Genomic DNA, 17500 nt, shown 5'->3' with positions numbered 1-17500 from the left:
GGGGGCAGGGAGCAGGGGGAAAAAGGGTTTTAGCCTTATTTACTTTTCTCCACATAGTTTGGTTTTATTGTGCCGACTTACTTATAAGTCCCAGTCTAATAGTAAAAGTCATATAAATATGACTACAAAACTAGCTATCAGAACAAATGGGATAGACCACTAGTTGGTGAGATTGCTTCCTTCCGCCCTGTGAACGTCGCAATGACATGCTGACTATCTTTGGAAGCAACTTGGTATTACCTTAGAGGGAAGTTCTTCTGACAAGAGGCGTGGTAGTCTGGGAAATTTATTCCGATATAGGACATCTCCCTCTACCTCTTGTTATCTGATTTAATTAGGGTCTGGGGAATAAAGTGCCCAATTTATAGGCTTGAACTACTTGCTTCACTCCCCCTGTTCCCCTGCATTCCCAGTGATGGATTATTTTTTTATTTGCAAGTCCCTATGTCTATTTTTTTCCACGAACAATTACACCGTACTCCTGCACTAATGACTAAATTACGGGATTTTCCAGTTATAGTATGCGGTGCTGGTGCTTTGGGTGCAAATATAAGTGAAAATTTAACTCGCTCTGGTTTTGGTAAACTCCGGATTATAGATTGCGATCGCATTGAGGAACGGAATCTTTCCACTCAACCCTATTACCGTTCTGATATTGGTGCATATAAGGCTAAAATTCTCACAAATAGTCTTTACCGTGCTTTGGGAATTGCTGTGGATGGACGCTCTCAAGAATTAACACCAGCCAATGCTGGTAAATTATTAACAGGTAGTGGTTTGGTTGTTGACACCTTTGATAACAGTGGTAGTCGTCAAGCCGTTAAAGATTACTGTCACCAATCTCAAATACCTTGTTTACATGTTGGTTTAGCTTCTGATTATGCCGAAATTATTTGGAATCAAATTTATCGCGTACCATCACCCGTAAATGATGATGTGTGTGATTACCCTTTAGCGCGTAATTTAGTTATGTTCGCAGTTGCTGTAGCTTGTGAAGTAATAGTCAAGTTTGTCGCCACAGAAGAGCAGAGAAGTTTTACTATTACATGGAATGATTTTGCTGTTCAGCCATTTAACAGGCAAAGTTAATATATTATGCCAATTTAAAAAATGATTGCTACAGATGGGAAGAAAAGCTTATGTAGTAATTCTTTCACAATCCAAAATCTAAAATCCAAAATCTAAAATCTAAAATCTAAAATAGGATTAGCTCCCAGTTTCAGTTTAATTTAACCAGCAAAACTTTTTTGTCTTTGAGCCTCATACAACATCAAAGCTCCAGTAATAGCTACATTCAATGATTCCACCCCAGGATTCAGGGGGATTTTCACTTGCAAATCAGCCATTGCTGCTAAATTAGGTGATAAGCCCGCACCTTCATTACCCAAAAGCATTAAGGTTGGTTGCTGCCAGTTTACTTGCCAATAAGTTAAATTTGCACTAGGTAAAGTCGCAATCACTTGCATCCCCACTTGTTGCGCCTGTTGCACAATCAATTTTAAATCTGGACTCACAGCCATAGGTAAACGAAACCACTGACCTGCAGAAGCACGCAGTACCTTAGGATTATCTAAATCCACACTATCTTCACTTAACCATAATCCTGACGCTCCTGCTCCCGCAGCCGCCCGAATCATTGTTCCCAAATTACCAGGATCTTGAATAGTTTCCACAGCCATAACTAAACCAGTGAAAGGAACCTGACTGGCATTGATTCCCCGTTTAGCCGTAGCTACTACCCCATCCGGTTGCACCGTAGTCGCGATCGCATTTAAAATTTCTTGACTGACAATTTCTGCCCGTTCACATTGATGACAAACAGTATCCCATAAACTCAGGTGATTCCCTTGCCATTCTGGAGTACAGCAAGCAGCATCAAAAGGATAACCCACCTCACAAGCTTCTTCTATTAAATGGGTTCCCTCAATTAAAAATAAACCCTGCTTATGTCGTTCCTTAGTAGAATGCAGTTTACGTATTTGTTTTACAAGAGGGTTTTGAGTACTGGTCAACATAGAAAGTATTATCTGGGAATTTTTGAGGATAAAAGTTGACGAAGACCCTAGCTCCATTCATCTTTCATCCTTAAACCCTTAAATGCGGAACCCGGGACTTGAACCCGGACATCCGTGAGGAAACTAGAACCTGAATCTAGCGCGTCTACCAATTCCGCCAGTCCCGCTTATTTAAGTTATTTTTGATTGACTAGTCTATTATTCTGACTTACTTATTTAATGGTGTCAAGAAAAATCTTATAATAGCATTAAATGTTACCCTGAGGATAGATATTCACAAGTATTTTTAGCTAGAAAAATATAAATTTTATGTGAGGCTGATTAAAAAAAAATATAGACAAATGAAATCTTTCGTGTAGAATCAGAACCAAATTCAGTTGGATAATATTACCTATATTGTGGAGGGTGGGCTTATTAATCTTTCCAGTGGCTTACCGGATGCCAAAGTTGTACCAAATGCAGACTCCTCAGTTCTGCAAATATTCGGTGGGCATCGTTTGCATGGTCATGTGAAAATTAGCGGAGCAAAAAACTCAGCCTTAGTAATTATGGCTGGAGCCTTGCTATGTTCGGAAGACTGCCGCATTCGCAATGTTCCTCTATTAGCAGATGTGGACAAAATGGGGCAGGTGTTGTCAGCTTTAGGCATTAGCTTAGAACGCCATGATGACATTTTAGATATTAACGCCAGTGAAATTAAAACCTCTAAAGCCCCTTATGAATTAGTTACTCAGTTGCGGGCAAGCTTTTTTGCAATTGGTGCAATTTTGGCAAGGCTAGGTGTGGCTCAAATGCCCTTACCTGGTGGTTGTGCCATTGGTGCCCGTCCTGTAGATTTGCACGTCCGAGGACTACAAGCTATGGGAGCTGAGGTGCAAATTGAACATGGTATTTGTAATGCCTATGTTCCTGGCAATCAACGCCGGCTGAAAGGAGCTAAGATTTATCTGGATACTCCCAGTGTAGGTGCCACAGAAACATTGATGATGGCGGCAACTCTGGCTGATGGTGAAACTATTATAGATAATGCTGCCCGGGAACCAGAAGTGATAGATTTAGCTAACTTCTGTATCTCAATGGGTGCAAAAATTAAAGGTGCTGGGACTAGCAAAATTATTATTGATGGTGTTCCTAAACTGCACTCTACAGATTATAAAATTATTCCCGATCGCATTGAAGCTGGGACATTTTTACTTGCCGGAGCGATTACCCGTTCTGAAATATTAGTATCATCTTTAGTACCAGAACATTTATTACCAGTAATTGCCAAGCTCAAGGAAATAGGTGTGAACTTAGTTGAGGAAGCACCTGATTGCTTACGAGTTTTACCAACAGACAATCTCCAAGCAACGGATATTGAAACTTTCCCTCATCCAGGTTTCCCCACCGATATGCAAGCACCATTTATGGCGCTCCTAACTTTGGCTGAAGGGGATAGTATAATTAACGAATCTGTATTTGAAAATCGCCTGCGCCATGCTTCGGAGTTAAACCGCTTAGGAGCAGATATTCGCGTCAAAGGAAATACTGCTTTTCTCCGTGGAGTTCCAATGTTATCTGGGGCACCAGTATTATGTCCTGACTTACGGGCAGCAGCAGCTCTAGTTTTAGCTGGGCTAGCAGCTCAAGGACAAACTACAATACATGGATTACATCACCTTGATCGTGGCTATGATCGATTAGATGTAAAGTTGCAACAGTTGGGAGCTAAAATTCAGCGAGTTTCTGCCACTGGAACTGACATGGAATTTATCAAAAATATTGGTGATTCTAAAGTGCAGATTTCGACTTAGAGAACTTCACAAAAATGATGATCCAATCTTGTCGGATGGGCATTTTGCCCATCCTTTTATGTGAGTTAGGCAAGATGGCTGCACCACAAAAAAAATTGGCATATAGCACTACGAAATTAGGGCGCGGACATTGCTAAATTTTAATAAATAAAACCAATTCAAATAATGTTTGCAACATAAATTCTTTGTAAGGGCACAGCACCAGTAAGATACTTGGGAACCCTTCCACCACAATGGACTTACTTAATTAATTATTACAAAAACAGGGAGTAGGGATGTACAAAACTTTAGTTCTGGGTCTAAAGCCCAGTTTAAAAAACTGTATTTTGACTCCGCGAAGCGCGAAAAAATACAGTGTCCTTGTTACCCCTTCGGAGTGAATCCTTCGGATACGCTTCGCGAGCGCCAGTCCACTCGGCGGCGAAGCCGCACGTGTGGCTGGACTCACAATCCCACTTTTTTAAAGGTGGGTTCCCTACTCCCTACTCCCTTTTCCCTACTCCCTCTGAATTATTACTTCTTACTTCCCCGTAGCGCCATATCTAGATGAGAATGGGCAGACAGACTCATAATTTCTCTAATAGTAGTTATACTAGCTGTATAGGGTTGGTTTCACAACCAGCCTCAATGAATTATTTTGTGGCAGGAGACAGAAGACATTCTCGTACTGGCTCACTGATAACTAAGATTAATATGTCCTTATCAAAAACATCTCTCATCGGACTGAAAGCAGATACTTTTCGCCACCCCTTGGATCTGGAAGCAACTAAGGCTCTCAAACAAATTCCTGGGATAGATCTGATAGTACGCAATCTCCTCGGACCGATCGCAGAACAAGTATTTTATGTAGAAAATATTGCTTCTAGTATTTTAGTGGGAGAGCAACAACTACCCGAGCTACACAAATTATTGGTTTCTGCTTGCCAAATTTTGGACATAGAAACGCCTCAGTTATACGTTCATTCTTCTCCAGTCCCTAATGCTTATACCTTCGCTATGCGGGGAAAACAGCCCTTTGTGGTATTGCATACTGCTTTAATTGATATGCTAACTCCAGAGGAAATTCAAGCAGTAATTGCCCATGAACTGGGACATCTAAAATGTGACCATAGTGTTTATCTCACTCCTGTAAATTTACTCATATTGGCAGCTACTGCCATGCCTAACATAGGAGGGATGTTAGCTCAAGCGATTCAGACACAATTGTTGGAATGGGTACGCTGTGCTGAATTTACTTGCGATCGCGCTGCGTTATTAGTGACCCAAGATCCAAAGGTAATTATGTCTGTGTTGATGAAATTAGCAGGCGGTTCTCCCAAATTATCATCACAATTAAATCTTGATGCTTTTATTGCCCAAGCCCGTGCCTATGATGAGATTAGTAACACTGAATTGGGGGAAATGGTCAAAGCAACCCACACATCTCAACTGACTCACCCAGTTCCCGTATTGCGAGCCAGAGAGATTGATCGCTGGTCTAGTAGTAAAGAATATCAAAGTTTGTTGCAAAATCACAAAGTATGTTATAGTAGCAAAGTTGCAGATCGGGGCGGTTGGCGAAATTGGTAGACGCACCACACTCAAAATGTGGCGACCTTGCGGTCATGGGAGTTCGATTCTCCCACTGCCCACTACCAAAAATAAATCCGTACGTGTTGAAACCTAGAGTTTAAAATTACTCGTATGTATGATTGCGACGTAAGCAAGCAATCCCAAATTCATAATTAGAAAACTATAATTAGAAGACTACGGTTTTCAAGGTAGATGAGGTTTAAACTGAAAAAGTTTGGCGCATTAGACACTACAACCAATTAGCTACAAGAACAAAAGAAGACCAGTAATTTTGACTTTGGGAATCAACTAAATTTTTGATATCTTTTAATAGGTTTAGGAAGGTATGATTCCGCTAATAATCTTACTCTAGCGGAATAATGATCTACACAATTAATGCCACTATTTAACTCTTTAATTCATTTACGAATAGTATTTCTATTTCATCCATTGTGATTTTTAGCAAATTTGCGAAAATTAAATGGAAGTTTTAGGATAAATGGTTGGGTTTTGACACCAATAGTAAGACCTAAAATATGGAGTTCAAATTCTTTCCTATGAATAAATTTAAATCCACCTAAAAAAAATAAAGAAAAATGAATTACTTGATCGTATTTTTGTATACCAATTCTTTTAGTATAATCTTTCCCAACTCCTAATGCACTCAGTAAATAATTAGCTTTACCTTCATTCAAAATCCACTGAACATAAGTATTACTATTGGGGCCGGGATAATAACGGTAAACATATTTGTATCCATACTTTGTTGGACTATTTTCAATAATTTCAGCTAGTAAACCTGCCATTTCTCCTTGCCATTCTTTTTCTAACCAACTCCCTCCATTTCCAACTCCAGAATCCCAAGGCATCAAATTTTTATGTAAATGTCCCCAACTTTCTGGACATCGACCACGATTTTGCCAAACTTCCCATCGTTCTTGTTGGTTTTCTTTAATAACTACAAACCAATAATGTACAGCAATATATCCTACAATTGAGGGAAGTTTTGCTGCTCTTAGTTGGACAGTTGTTGCCATTTAATTTTCCACTATTAATTTATTTGAAATGCAAATTCTAGATTAATTTTAATGACTCGGCGTTCGCTTATTTTGAAACTCTAAGTTGAATTAAAGCCTTAATTTAAAAGGAAAAAGGCGATTCCTAAGTAAGCGGTTATTTAGAAGTAATATTTGAAACTTTAATAAAAAGCCTCCAGAAGCGCCTATTTAAGACGTAGGGAGGTCTAAATCATAAAAATGGCTAAAACCTTGTAAGAGCCAAAAATGCCTGAATTGACGGCATATCCTAGATCATAAGCTTTGTAAGGCTTAATTAAATTTTCGGTTCAAAAATGAGCGAACGGACAGTAATGATATATCTGAATTATGCAGATGTCATAAACTCGCAATAATATTTGAAAATTACCGAGAAGTAAAATGAATCGCTAACCAAATACAAATAGGGTCACTACTGGTAGCTTCAACTCTATGCTTTTCGTGTGCTTTCAATAATAGGTAATCTCCTGGCAATAAATCCACTGTGCGACCATTTTCATAGGATAATTGAGCCTTTCCTTGCAATAAAATCACCCATTCATCAGTTTCTTGGTCATACCATTGTCCAGGAGGAGTACTTTGTCCAGTAGAGATAATCCGTTCAATCAGAATATCTTTAGTTTGTAGTAAAGTTTCAAATAATTCTTGATCAGGAAGTTGTGATGATATTTGGAAGATATTTGTTTTACTATCCATCTTTTCATTGGTAATAGGTAATAGGTCAACTTCCGACTTCCACCCAGCATTACTAGTGTAGAAACTTGTCAACAGGTTTGATTATAGAAATGCGATCGCAACTAATACTACTAATATAAGTACTGTCATCTTTAACTACAAAATTTGCAGTATTTCCTCAAACTTATTGCTTATTACTTATTACTTGCGCCTAGCGCTATAACATTGGTTTTTACCAGGAAAAAATAAGGTGTGTTCAGAAACACACCACACAAGTTTGATAACTGATAACTGTTAGCGTAGCTCCTCCGGAGGAGGCTAACTGACTCTCAGATACCTGCACCATCAAAAAACTGTTTAATTGCTTTATCTTTGATATCGCAACAGGGTGCTTCTTGGGTTATTGCTTCTTCACAGTTAGTAACATTACCCACTAAAACAGGAGTTTTTGTCGTAGATTGAAAATGCTGGAAGTCTTGTATTTGTTCTTCCAGTAATTCTATGCGATCAACTAAAGCCCGAATTACCTGCGCTTCTGAGTCTGGTAAGTTGTTATGTTCTAGGGGAGCAACCCGAACACCGGAACGGTAGACTATCCTACCGGGTACACCAACGACTGTGCAATCTGAGGGTACATCCCTGAGGACAACTGAACCAGCACCAATGCGGACATTATTACCAATGAGAATATTGCCTAATACCTTCGCACCAGCACCAACAACTGCATTTTCTCCAACTGTGGGGTGGCGTTTACCACTTTCTTTACCTGTACCCCCTAGGGTTACGCCTTGGTAAATCAAAGTGTAATCACCAATAATAGCTGTTTCACCAATAACAACCCCCATACCATGATCGATAAATACCCCTTGTCCAATTGCAGCACCAGGGTGGATTTCAATTCCAGTAATAAATCGAGAAATATGAGAAATTAATCGGGGAAGAAAAGGAATGCCAACGCTATAGAGCCAATGAGCCAACCGATGAAATAGCAAAGCTTGCAAGCCAGGGTAGCAAAACAAGACTTCTAGCCAGTTACGGGCAGCTGGATCACGTTCAAAAATAATGCGAAAGTCAGCAAGGAGTGTAGATAGCACGCTTATTGCATCCTAAATTTCGCCAAGGTAGTCAATCCTATCTTAACTTTTTAAGTGCCATAACTAAAGTTCGGTATACCGCTACGCGGAAGTCAGTAAGAAGCAGGGGAGCAGGGAACAGGGAGCAGGGGAGAAACCCCATACATGAATGTAGAGAGCAGCGCGCGCGGTCTTGGGGGTCTCCCCCATGAGCGACTGCGAAGGGCTTGAAATAGCGATGCAGCGCGCAGAAAGGGAGTCTCTCAAGAAATGAATTATTGAGAAAGAGTGCTTATGCATCGCGGCACAATTATTTCTAATTCTTCCACAAATAAATTTGGGGGCTTGTATGCTTTTCTTTTTCGGTCAAAATTTAAAAGTCAAAAGTCAAAAGTTGATTGTGTATAGGTTTTAGAATCCTAAGATGTCTAAATATAAATGCGTATTGCTGTATTAGTTCACCCTACTATTCTTTGACTAGAAGAGAGTAGTTTGTTTGTGAATTTTTTTTAAAATTACCTACCCATATTTTATATGGTCCAGCTTTCCAGTTATTGTCAGTAATGCTGGCATCTTTATTTTTACCAGTATCATCGCCACAACGAATGGTACTCTTATCTGGTCCTAATATCAGCAAAGTTGTATCCCTACCACTATTAACCTTTAATTCTAAATTAGAGAAGTCTTTTTTTAAGATCATGATGTGATCGGGAGTGGGTGTAGCAAAACCAGTACAATGATTGCCTTTTTGATCGCGTTTGCTCATATTATGTAAGGGGAAGGAGCCTTTGGTATAACCAGTGACTCGTCCTTTGTTAGGTTCAAAACCTGGTGACAGGATAATCTTCTCGAAGTTAGATGAATTTGCTATTACTGGTGTGGCGGTGACAGTGGCGATAATAGTCAAAATTAAGGTGGAATACAATCCACAATGGGGAATGCCAAACTTACTTTGAGTCATTTATTTAAAAGTAATTATAGTGTTTTTATATATAAATCTTAATTTCCATCACTATATGTTTGTCTTGGGAGTATGACACCTTATAATCTGTACAAAAAAATCTGTACAAGATATCAAAAATCTTATACGAATTGGCAAAATAAACTATCTGTTAGTCAAAGACTAAGTTGTTAGGGTTCAAGTTGCAAAAGTAAAGATGCTTTGAGAAAGTCAGTATGACTACTATCACTACTCAAGGTAAGCGATACTTGATCAAAGTCACTGCGTGGGAGTAATTTATTCACAAATGGTTTACTTAATGCTGTAAATAACTTAATCATGGGAAATTCGTGTTTAATAATTTCCTGACCTGTGCTCCAGTCAAGGTATGCATAGCCTTGATTCGGAAAAGGCATAACATGCAAACTGTTTTGGAAAGAAGGACTTTTCATAAAGCTATTTTCTTCTGTTGTGAGTATTTTATCCATAGTTGCAATGGAGGATGTAAAAATTTCATAATTCCCTAATGTTGTATGTAAGCCTCTAATTTGTGCGTCTATATTGAAAGGTTTATCTTGCTTATTATTTTGGGGAGTTGCAGCTGCTTGTATTTGTGTCCAGGCTAAGATTTTTTGCTGTTCTAATGAGAAACTATTAATACTTAAACCAGATGAAGCGGCAATCTGATCTAAATGAGAAATTCCAGCTTTACCATCCGATTTGTCTACAACTAAAATCCAATCAGGTGCTTTTTTGCCATTGTTGGGTAATAACCCCAGGGCATATTCTCCCTTTACCCAACTAAAAATATCCTCAGATAAGTCAATTCTCCAAGGATTTTGCACATCTGTCAGTGGTTTTACCCATTGGCTAATTGTATTTCTACTAGAACCAGATATAGTGTTGGTTAATTGTGTCCAAAACTGTGCCAAAGCAGTATTACCTAAATTGCTTAAATCCTTACCTGTTAAGACTAATGCTGCTGTGTTGGGAATCCAGTTTGATGCTGTTGTAAGTGTAGATAATGAGGCTGATACTGGTAATTCTTTGGATGCTGCTAAGTAAGTCGGCACAATAAAACCAAACTATGTGAAGAATAGTAAATAAGCCTAAAACCCTTGTTCCCCCTGCTCCCTGCTCCCTGCCCCCTGCCTTATCCAAACGATAATTTTTTACGCCAACCTACTTAGTATAATATTTTCTGCAAATAATCCTTTATTAGATAGCTTCAGGGCAACCATTTGACTATCGTAAACTGGATCTATTAGCTGTAACCCTTGCCATTGTGCCACTGTAGAGAAATTAATAAAAGCTGTAGCTAAATGAGATTCTTTGGGTAATTGCTGTATGGCTTTTTGATATTGGGGAGAACTGAGCAAATTCACGTCCGGTGCTTGGACATTATTTACTGCGTCTCGCAATACTTGAAGATTGTTAGCAAATAATACAAAGCTGTTTCCTACTAAAGCACTAGCCAGGGGTTGTAAATCTTTGATGTGTTTGGGTTTATTCTGCTCCTGATTCAGTTCTGGATAGTCATAAATTAGCTTTACACCTTCATATTCTTCTACAGCTAATTGATTACCTGCTAATACTCGCTGGGAAAATAATAAATCGACAAATTCTCGGCTTTTTTCTGGTTGTGCGGTGGCTAAAGCCATGAGGTATCCTGGTTGCAATCCATTTTTATCATCCCTATCTATATCTGGGGTAGTCACAGCTAAGGTAATTTCTTCCCCTAACCACGGTTGAATATCTTTTTGGTAATTAATACCAGAGTTAGCTAATAAGTAAGTCGGCACAATAAAACCAAACTATGTGAAGAAAAGTAAATAAGCCTAAAATCCTTGTTCCCCCTGCTCCCTGCTCCCTGCCCCCTGCCTTATCCAAACGATAATTTTTTACGCCGATCTACTTACACTATTTTGTAATTGGGAGGATATGCCATTTCTAGATAGGGCTGGCAAATCCTCTGGGTTTACTAGCATTGACACCATAATTGGTGCTTGTTTGGGAATAAAGATAGCTGCACTTGGTTCGGATATAGTGCCTCTATTTGTGATTAAGCTGGGGGTATTTCTGGGTAATAACCAATAAAAAATTGCAGAACCGATTAATAGCAGTGCTACCGCACCAATTGCAATTAAACTAAAAACAGAGCGTGGCCTCATATGTATTCACAAAGAGTTTAGTTTAAGTCGACTCGGTGAACCAAAAACCGACCTGGCTTTTCGCCCGGAGAGCGTTAAGTTTACCGCTATACCAACTAAAATACTAAACTGCCTGCACCACAATCGAATACTTTTGTTTCACATATTGTTAGAACCCCGACTTCTGCATCAGTATGGGCATATTGCAGGGATTCCTATGAGTAGAAGTCGGGGGTCTTTTGGTTCTAATAACTACAGTCGGGACTTGACAAATTTTTCTAATCGATCCAAGCCCTTATCAATGGTTGCCATGTCAGTAGCATAAGATAGACGAATATTGTTATCCGCAGCAAAAGCAATTCCAGGAATAACCGCCACCTGATGTTTTTCCAATAAAGCATTACAAAAGTCCATAGACTTTAATCCAGTTTTACTGATATCAGGAAACATATAAAAAGCACCATCGGGTTTGGCACAACTTAATCCAGGAATGGCGTTGAGTCTGGCTAACATTACCTGTCTTCGTTTAGCAAAGGCTTGGCGCATTTCTTCCACACAGTCCTGGGAATTTTCCAAAGCTGCGATCGCTCCATATTGAGCAAAGGTACACACATTAGATGTACTATGGCTTTGAATGGTAATAGTAGCTTTAATTAGGTCTGCCGGCCCTGCTAAATAACCAATTCGCCAACCAGTCATGGAATAACCCTTAGCAAATCCATTACTGATAATGGTACGCTGAAAGATTTCCGAACCTAGGGAACCAATACTGATGTGTGTGGCTCCATCATAGAGAATTTTCTCGTAAATTTCGTCAGACACAACTAGTATATCAGCGTCAACTATGACTTGAGCGATCGCTTTGATCTCCTCTGGTGTATACACCATCCCTGTGGGATTAGATGGGGAGTTGAGGACAAATAACTTAGTTTTGGGGGTAATTGCCTGACGCAGCCTTTCTGGGGTGATTTTGTACCCGGTGGATGCATCGGTGGGTACAATTACAGCTTTACCCCCAGCTAAGGTGACCATTTCCGGATAGCTCAACCAATATGGAGCTGGAATTACCACCTCATCACCTGGTTCGATCAAAGCCAACATGAGATTAAACAGGGAATGTTTACCACCGTTGGTGACAATCACATTTTCTGCTTTATAATCTAGATTATTGTTAGATTTGAGCTTATTGGCGATCGCCTCTCGTAACTTTGGTTCTCCTGCCGCAGGGCCATATTTTGTCTTACCTTCATCCAAAGCCTTTGCAGCTGCGGCTTTAATATGGGCTGGAGTGTCAAAATCTGGTTCCCCAGCACTAAAACTACAAACATCAATTCCATCTGCCTTCATTGCCTTAGCCTTAGCTGCGATCGCTAAGGTTAGAGAAGGTTTTACCTGACTTATTCGTCCTGCCAGCTTCATCGTCACTTTTATTTGGCAAATTTTCCGTTTATTCCAGCATATCCCAGAATCCCGATCGATTTTTGTTTGTTTCTGAGGATAATAATTTTGCGAATTAAAAATGTCTCTTTTCTTGTGAGGGTTGTGAGACTTATCCAGGCATTTATGTTGGTTTCAGCACTTAATGCATTATGATACCTAATCTACCTCAAAATATCTATATATTTACTTTATATTTTTACTATTCAAATTTGAGCATAGCTTTACAGGAACTTACGTCAAATTTACAGCGCCTGCAAATTAACGGTATTAACATTAATTTAGACAGTATTAATACGGGTATTATTATAGGTGAATCTCGGGATTTACTATATGATGAAATCATGAAAAACAAAATATTATTATGAAGAATAAAGCTAATAAAAGAAGATTATAAAATGTTGCGTAAGTAGGATAATAAATACTGATATTGGCAAATCTCAGGCATCAAAACATCGAGCATTTAGATTTGCATAAATTAGATTATGTTATTGTCAAAATCAATTTTTATCAGTATTGTCATAGCTCTCTGATGATTACATATAAGAACGATAATTGATTGTCAAGGCTTAAAGATAGGCATATCCTAAATCATATAACTTGGTCTAAAATCTGAGAAAAAACAGATAATTTATCAAAAAGATTTTTTAACTTATTGATAAATGTATTTATGAACATAAGTACAGTTCTGCCAAATAATTTGGTAATGAATAATATTAATAATATCAATTTTTTTTGATATATCCTGATTGTTTTAGGAGAGTTATTTAGGTTGGATAAAATTAAAAACTCTAATTTTTTTGAGGTTAAAACAATGCAATTTTTAAAAAAAGTACTACTATTCTGTGCTCCATGTTTAGCTATTTCAATGGTGACAGTTTCACCTAGTAAAGCAGCTACTCTTGCCAACTCAGAAGGGAACTTTTTGTTTACAAATTTTAGTCAAAATCCTTCCACAGTCTCCACTAATATTGACTTTGATGCCAATGTCAATGCCATAGGAATTTTTGAAGATGCTAAATTATCTACCGAAGCGAATGCAGATGCAGTTTTTGTTATTGACCCCGCACTAGGATATAATGTCTCTTCAACTTCTGCGTTAGGTGAAGTTGGAGCTTACATAGGTACAGCAGAAAGTGAAGCCACGATTCGAGGAGTCTTTGATATAACGGCAGATACTAATTTCAAATTTGATTTTTTTGGCGATTTAACCCTAGATACATCCATAGATTATCCATTGGTAGATAATCCATCTGTAGATAATCCATATGTGGAAAATGCCAGGGCAAATGGAAATATCTTTTTTACACTAGTAGATGTAAGTAATAATCAGACCATAGACTACTTTAGTCTTGTAGGTAATCTAACTACAGCAGGAGATAATGATTTTATTGGCTATGATAACAGTGAATATGTGCTGATAGATCCGTATGCAACTAGCACTGATTACGACTTTGGAGAGAATCAAGAATACGCTGAAGCCTATATTGTTGGTTCTTACGATCGCTATTTTGCAAATAACACTACATTAGCTTTGGTAGAAGTTAAACGAAACAAGGTGGAAATTTCAGCAGTTCCGGAGCCTGAGCCTTCAGCAAATCCAGCCTTACTTATAGCTACTTTAACTTTATTTAGCTGTGGTGCTCTCATGGTTAAACCTAAATTAAATAAGCCAAGTCAGTGTATTGAATAGCTACAATATGTCCGATATGCCAATATTCTGGTTTTCTAATTGGTGTTGATACTAACATGCTAATAGCATACTAAAATACAGCCTGTCTTACAGTAACTATGGATAGCTTCATTCGTTTTAACCGAGTTCTTGCATTTTGAGATCTAGAGCTTTCACATGAATATTGGACCATTCTGTTGACATTCCCCAATATTGAAAGAGACCAAAAGCAGCTTGATTAATTCTAGGTAATTTGCTATTGAGATGCTGATTGTGTTCTTGACATACCCAAACATTTGGCTCAGGGTTGCCTTTCTTCCAAATGCGAAACCTTGCACAATTAACATTTTTTTCCATAATCACTTGATGTCTGACGCTGTAGGTAATGCCTGAACGGATAGGAAGTTTAATCTCTTTTTCAGTCTTGATCACCCATGAATCTTCCTTCTCATATAGGCAGTCTCCCCAAGCTATCCAAATCTGAGGCAATCCCTTATGGTCGAGCGTCGCCAGCCCTGCAGTGGAATAACCGGGTTTAATACCCAGATCCGGGGACTGTTCTGTATGTCCGGCAAAAAAGTCGCTTAATCCCAGGAAGGACCAACCCTTTCTATTACTGGCAAACTTCACATCATAGGTAGCTTCTTGGCTGCCACCAGGAGAAGCAAGCAGTAAGAGAGTATCAGAACCAACTGGCTCCCGCGAACAAATCGCATTTTTTTCATGATCAATGTCAAAGTTACCGTCCACAATTTGGGCAATTTCTTGAATGTTATTGTAACTACTGAGATTGTCCAAGTTCAGGGGGAGAGGTAAGGGCTGAGAATTCCAGTTAAATTCAGCATTCAGCACCTCAATTTCTCCCTCCCCATTTTTGATTTGAATGCTGATACTATTCCACCCTTCCCGGAGTGCTGGACTATCAACCGGGATTTCAATGTTGAAGTGACCTGGTAGATCTTTCAATCGCAGCACGGATGGGGTTCTGGTTCCCCAAGGATACTTCGGTTTTCCTAACTCCGGTTCTGGTTCTACATAAAAATGAACTGGCGAGCCGCCATTTAGCAGGTACAATGAATGCACTACAGGCAGTTTGGTATCTGTGTTTCCCAGAATATTTATATCGTTGTGTCGCCAACGAAATTGTTGTCGGTTGCCGTGTAGTAGTTGAATCATAAATTCTGCACCTCTTTTAAGTTTATAGATAAAGTAATATATTGAACATCATGGTGTGAATTAAAAACATCTCTTCTCCTGTAAGGATTTTGAGACTTGTCTTGTAATCATGTTTTGGAAATTATTAACGCAATTACAATGATTTCAGCACTTAATTCACATTAAGGGTATTGATTTAGTATTTAGTGTTATTTTTACTACAGTAATGCTTGGTAAATAATGATAAAATCACGGAGTTCAAAGTTGTCGGGATTCAACTCCAAAGCTCTTTGATAGCAAGTGAGGGAATCTTCAAACTGTCCCTGCTCTTGGAGTGCTGTTCCCAAGTTGTAATGAGCATTCCCTAAATCTGGCTGTAGGGCTATAGCCTGTTGAAAGTAAGCAATGGCAATTTTCAAATTCCCTGCTTTTTTGCGGTCAATGCCTAGTTTGTTATTCAAAGCTCCATAGTAGACTTTTTGTTCTGGAGAGAGTTTTCCTTGGGAGTACAGGATGTTGCCCAAATTAACCTCAGCTTCAGCGCAGTCTGACTGAAATTCCAGAGCTTTTTGATAGCAGGTTATAGCTTCTTCCAGTTTGCCTTGTTGTTGCAAGGTATAGCCGAGATTGTTGTAAACGGCTACCGAGTTCGGTTGCAAGGCTAAGACTTGCTTATAGGCTGACTCTGCTTCTTTTAATTGACCTTGAGCTTGGCGCAAATTACCTAAACTAAACCAAGTTTTTGTAGACTTTGGGTGGATCTGGAGGGCTGCAATAAACAACTTCTCAGCAGACTGGTGCTGACCTACTTGCTGTGCCAGCGTTCCCAACCCATATAATGCCTCTGGGTGGTGAGGCTGTTGCTCTAGAATCAGATTGTAAACTTCCTTAGCTTTGACTAAGTGATTTGATCGATGATATTGAAACGCAAGCTGGAGGACTTCTGAAATTTTTGGCATGGGAACTCTTCTTTTTTGATTTTTCAATCTACCAAATACAAATAGGTTCCATCAAAATAGGAACACTCAATTACAAACAGTTTTGTATAACTGCAAGGTTTTATCAGCAGCCCGTTCCCAGGTAAAATAATCAAAAGCACGTTGTCGTCCTGCTCTGCCCATAGATTCTCTGAGATCATCATTTTCAAGAAGTTGCAGGATTGCAGTTGCTAGGGCAGGGGCATTGTTCTTTTCCACCAAAAGACCCGTTTCGCCATCCTGGACAGTTTCCACTATAGCCCCAGAACGAGTGGCAACTACAGGTGTACCTGCTGCCATTGACTCAACCGGTGGAATTCCAAAACCTTCATCCCAGATTGGTGGAAAAACAAAAATATCTGCTTGAAAGAAACGGTCAATCAACTGGGAACGAGGAATCATTCCTGCAAAAGATACTCTACCTGCAATGTCTGGAGAAAGCCTTTGTTGCAATTCAGATAGATATTGTTTTGCATAAAAGGGTTTTAAGCAGTCTACTAAGGTTTTATCATCTAAAGGAAAACATTCTTGTGCAGGAACTGTTCCTTGTGGGCCTACCACTTCTAGCTGAACATTGGGATAGCTTTTAACTACAATTTGTAGAGCTTCTAATAAAATATGTATCCCTTTTTGTGGTGACACCGCACCTGCATACATGATACGCTTGATTTCCCTTTCTCTAGCTTCCCTATAGTCTTTCTTACTATTCACAAATTCACCGCTTTCAATACCGTTGTAAATTGTCTGGCAGCGATCAGCAATTTGGGGAAAGTCTCGACGAGTTTTTTCAGTTATGTAGTTACTGACACAAGTGACATAGTCAACGTGGCGAAGACGCTTTTCAAATATTTTCCGGTTGTGTTGGGGAAACAGCTCACTATGAAGGGTTAAGACAATTTTAGCTTTAGGGTTTAAGGAGCGAATAACTGGTATGTACTGGCTCGTATGTTGAAAATGAATCACATCGCACGGTTGAAGGGATAAATCCATTGCCACTTCCTGACTGT

Annotated in this window: 14 protein-coding genes, 2 tRNA genes and 1 pseudogene; 5 read left to right on the top strand and 12 right to left on the bottom strand. The window is 39.1% G+C overall.

What is annotated here, in order from left to right:
- Window positions 1-444: 444 nt before the first annotated feature.
- A complete protein-coding gene (locus tag CALSC_RS11470; protein ID WP_088241479.1) occupies window positions 445-1089 on the top strand; it encodes a ThiF family adenylyltransferase in 645 nt (214 codons plus the stop codon).
- A gap of 140 nt (window positions 1090-1229) precedes the next feature.
- Here the strand turns inward: CALSC_RS11470 and CALSC_RS11465 are convergent, their stop codons facing one another.
- Together CALSC_RS11465 and CALSC_RS11460 are read right to left on the bottom strand one after the other, a co-directional pair.
- Complete coding sequence (locus tag CALSC_RS11465; protein ID WP_088241478.1) at window positions 1230-2015, bottom strand: TrmH family RNA methyltransferase; 786 nt, start codon at window positions 2013-2015, stop codon at window positions 1230-1232.
- Window positions 2016-2098: 83 nt separating this feature from the next.
- Window positions 2099-2182, bottom strand: a tRNA-Leu gene (locus CALSC_RS11460).
- A 231-nt stretch (window positions 2183-2413) separates the two neighbouring features.
- Between CALSC_RS11460 and murA the strand changes: the two genes are divergently transcribed.
- The 3 genes from murA (at window position 2414) to CALSC_RS11445 (ending at window position 5439) form a co-directional block, all read left to right on the top strand.
- The gene (gene murA / locus CALSC_RS11455; RefSeq protein ID WP_088241497.1) at window positions 2414-3808 is read left to right on the top strand and encodes a UDP-N-acetylglucosamine 1-carboxyvinyltransferase; all 1395 of its coding nucleotides are present in this window, start codon (window positions 2414-2416) and stop codon (window positions 3806-3808) included.
- A 693-nt stretch (window positions 3809-4501) separates the two neighbouring features.
- Window positions 4502-5377: a M48 family metallopeptidase gene (locus CALSC_RS11450; RefSeq protein WP_088241496.1), complete on the top strand. Its 876-nt coding sequence runs from the start codon at window positions 4502-4504 to the stop codon at window positions 5375-5377.
- Window positions 5356-5439: transfer RNA gene (locus tag CALSC_RS11445), tRNA-Leu, on the top strand. The genes CALSC_RS11450 and CALSC_RS11445 overlap by 22 nt, the downstream gene beginning before the upstream one ends.
- Window positions 5440-5802: 363 nt before the next feature.
- On the opposite strand, the gene CALSC_RS11440 is transcribed toward CALSC_RS11445, so the two are convergent.
- The 7 genes and pseudogenes from CALSC_RS11440 to CALSC_RS11405 form a co-directional block, all read right to left on the bottom strand.
- A complete protein-coding gene (locus tag CALSC_RS11440; protein WP_088241477.1) occupies window positions 5803-6396 on the bottom strand; it encodes a DUF3750 domain-containing protein in 594 nt (197 codons plus the stop codon).
- 384 nt (window positions 6397-6780) lie between these two features.
- A complete protein-coding gene (locus CALSC_RS11435; protein WP_200817614.1) occupies window positions 6781-7182 on the bottom strand; it encodes a cupin domain-containing protein in 402 nt (133 codons plus the stop codon).
- A gap of 236 nt (window positions 7183-7418) precedes the next feature.
- Window positions 7419-8183 (bottom strand): serine O-acetyltransferase, encoded by a 765-nt coding sequence (gene cysE, locus CALSC_RS11430; protein WP_088241475.1) that lies wholly within the window; start codon window positions 8181-8183, stop codon window positions 7419-7421.
- A gap of 445 nt (window positions 8184-8628) precedes the next feature.
- The gene (locus tag CALSC_RS11425; protein ID WP_088241474.1) at window positions 8629-9123 is read right to left on the bottom strand and encodes a hypothetical protein; all 495 of its coding nucleotides are present in this window, start codon (window positions 9121-9123) and stop codon (window positions 8629-8631) included.
- Between the two features lie 170 nt (window positions 9124-9293).
- The gene (locus CALSC_RS11420; protein ID WP_159460604.1) at window positions 9294-10175 is read right to left on the bottom strand and encodes a DUF3352 domain-containing protein; all 882 of its coding nucleotides are present in this window, start codon (window positions 10173-10175) and stop codon (window positions 9294-9296) included.
- 99 nt (window positions 10176-10274) lie between these two features.
- Window positions 10275-11273: pseudogene (locus tag CALSC_RS28180) on the bottom strand (DUF3352 domain-containing protein).
- A gap of 231 nt (window positions 11274-11504) precedes the next feature.
- Complete coding sequence (locus tag CALSC_RS11405; RefSeq protein WP_088241470.1) at window positions 11505-12671, bottom strand: pyridoxal phosphate-dependent aminotransferase; 1167 nt, start codon at window positions 12669-12671, stop codon at window positions 11505-11507.
- Between the two features lie 832 nt (window positions 12672-13503).
- Here CALSC_RS11405 and CALSC_RS11395 point away from each other — a divergent pair.
- Window positions 13504-14382 (top strand): hypothetical protein, encoded by an 879-nt coding sequence (locus CALSC_RS11395; protein WP_143288228.1) that lies wholly within the window; start codon window positions 13504-13506, stop codon window positions 14380-14382.
- Between the two features lie 117 nt (window positions 14383-14499).
- On the opposite strand, the gene CALSC_RS11390 is transcribed toward CALSC_RS11395, so the two are convergent.
- From CALSC_RS11390 to CALSC_RS11380, 3 genes are all read right to left on the bottom strand, one after another.
- Entirely contained in the window at window positions 14500-15537 is a 1038-nt protein-coding gene (locus CALSC_RS11390; protein WP_088241467.1) for a hypothetical protein, read from the bottom strand.
- 197 nt (window positions 15538-15734) lie between these two features.
- Window positions 15735-16475: a tetratricopeptide repeat protein gene (locus CALSC_RS11385; protein ID WP_088241466.1), complete on the bottom strand. Its 741-nt coding sequence runs from the start codon at window positions 16473-16475 to the stop codon at window positions 15735-15737.
- Between the two features lie 66 nt (window positions 16476-16541).
- Window positions 16542-17500, bottom strand: a 959-nt coding sequence (locus CALSC_RS11380) for a glycosyltransferase family 4 protein (RefSeq protein WP_088241465.1), incomplete at its 5' end; no start/stop codon positions are given.

This window comes from Calothrix rhizosoleniae SC01, assembly GCF_900185595.1.
GTDB lineage: Bacteria > Cyanobacteriota > Cyanobacteriia > Cyanobacteriales > Nostocaceae > Calothrix_A > Calothrix_A rhizosoleniae.
This window is presented reverse-complemented; position numbering and strand designations above follow the sequence as displayed.

Excerpts from the sequence above, each read along its gene's own strand:
- CALSC_RS11440 (WP_088241477.1), bottom strand. The coding sequence starts at position 6,396 with ATGGCAACAACTGTCCAACTAAGAGCAGCAAAACTTCCCTCAATTGTA.
- CALSC_RS11405 (WP_088241470.1), bottom strand. The coding sequence starts at position 12,671 with ATGAAGCTGGCAGGACGAATAAGTCAGGTAAAACCTTCTCTAACCTTA.
- CALSC_RS11425 (WP_088241474.1), bottom strand. The coding sequence starts at position 9,123 with ATGACTCAAAGTAAGTTTGGCATTCCCCATTGTGGATTGTATTCCACC.
- CALSC_RS11465 (WP_088241478.1), bottom strand. The coding sequence starts at position 2,015 with ATGTTGACCAGTACTCAAAACCCTCTTGTAAAACAAATACGTAAACTG.
- CALSC_RS11470 (WP_088241479.1), top strand. The coding sequence starts at position 445 with ATGTCTATTTTTTTCCACGAACAATTACACCGTACTCCTGCACTAATG.
- CALSC_RS11390 (WP_088241467.1), bottom strand. The coding sequence starts at position 15,537 with ATGATTCAACTACTACACGGCAACCGACAACAATTTCGTTGGCGACAC.
- CALSC_RS11395 (WP_143288228.1), top strand. The coding sequence starts at position 13,504 with ATGCAATTTTTAAAAAAAGTACTACTATTCTGTGCTCCATGTTTAGCT.
- CALSC_RS11385 (WP_088241466.1), bottom strand. The coding sequence starts at position 16,475 with ATGCCAAAAATTTCAGAAGTCCTCCAGCTTGCGTTTCAATATCATCGA.
- CALSC_RS11450 (WP_088241496.1), top strand. The coding sequence starts at position 4,502 with ATGTCCTTATCAAAAACATCTCTCATCGGACTGAAAGCAGATACTTTT.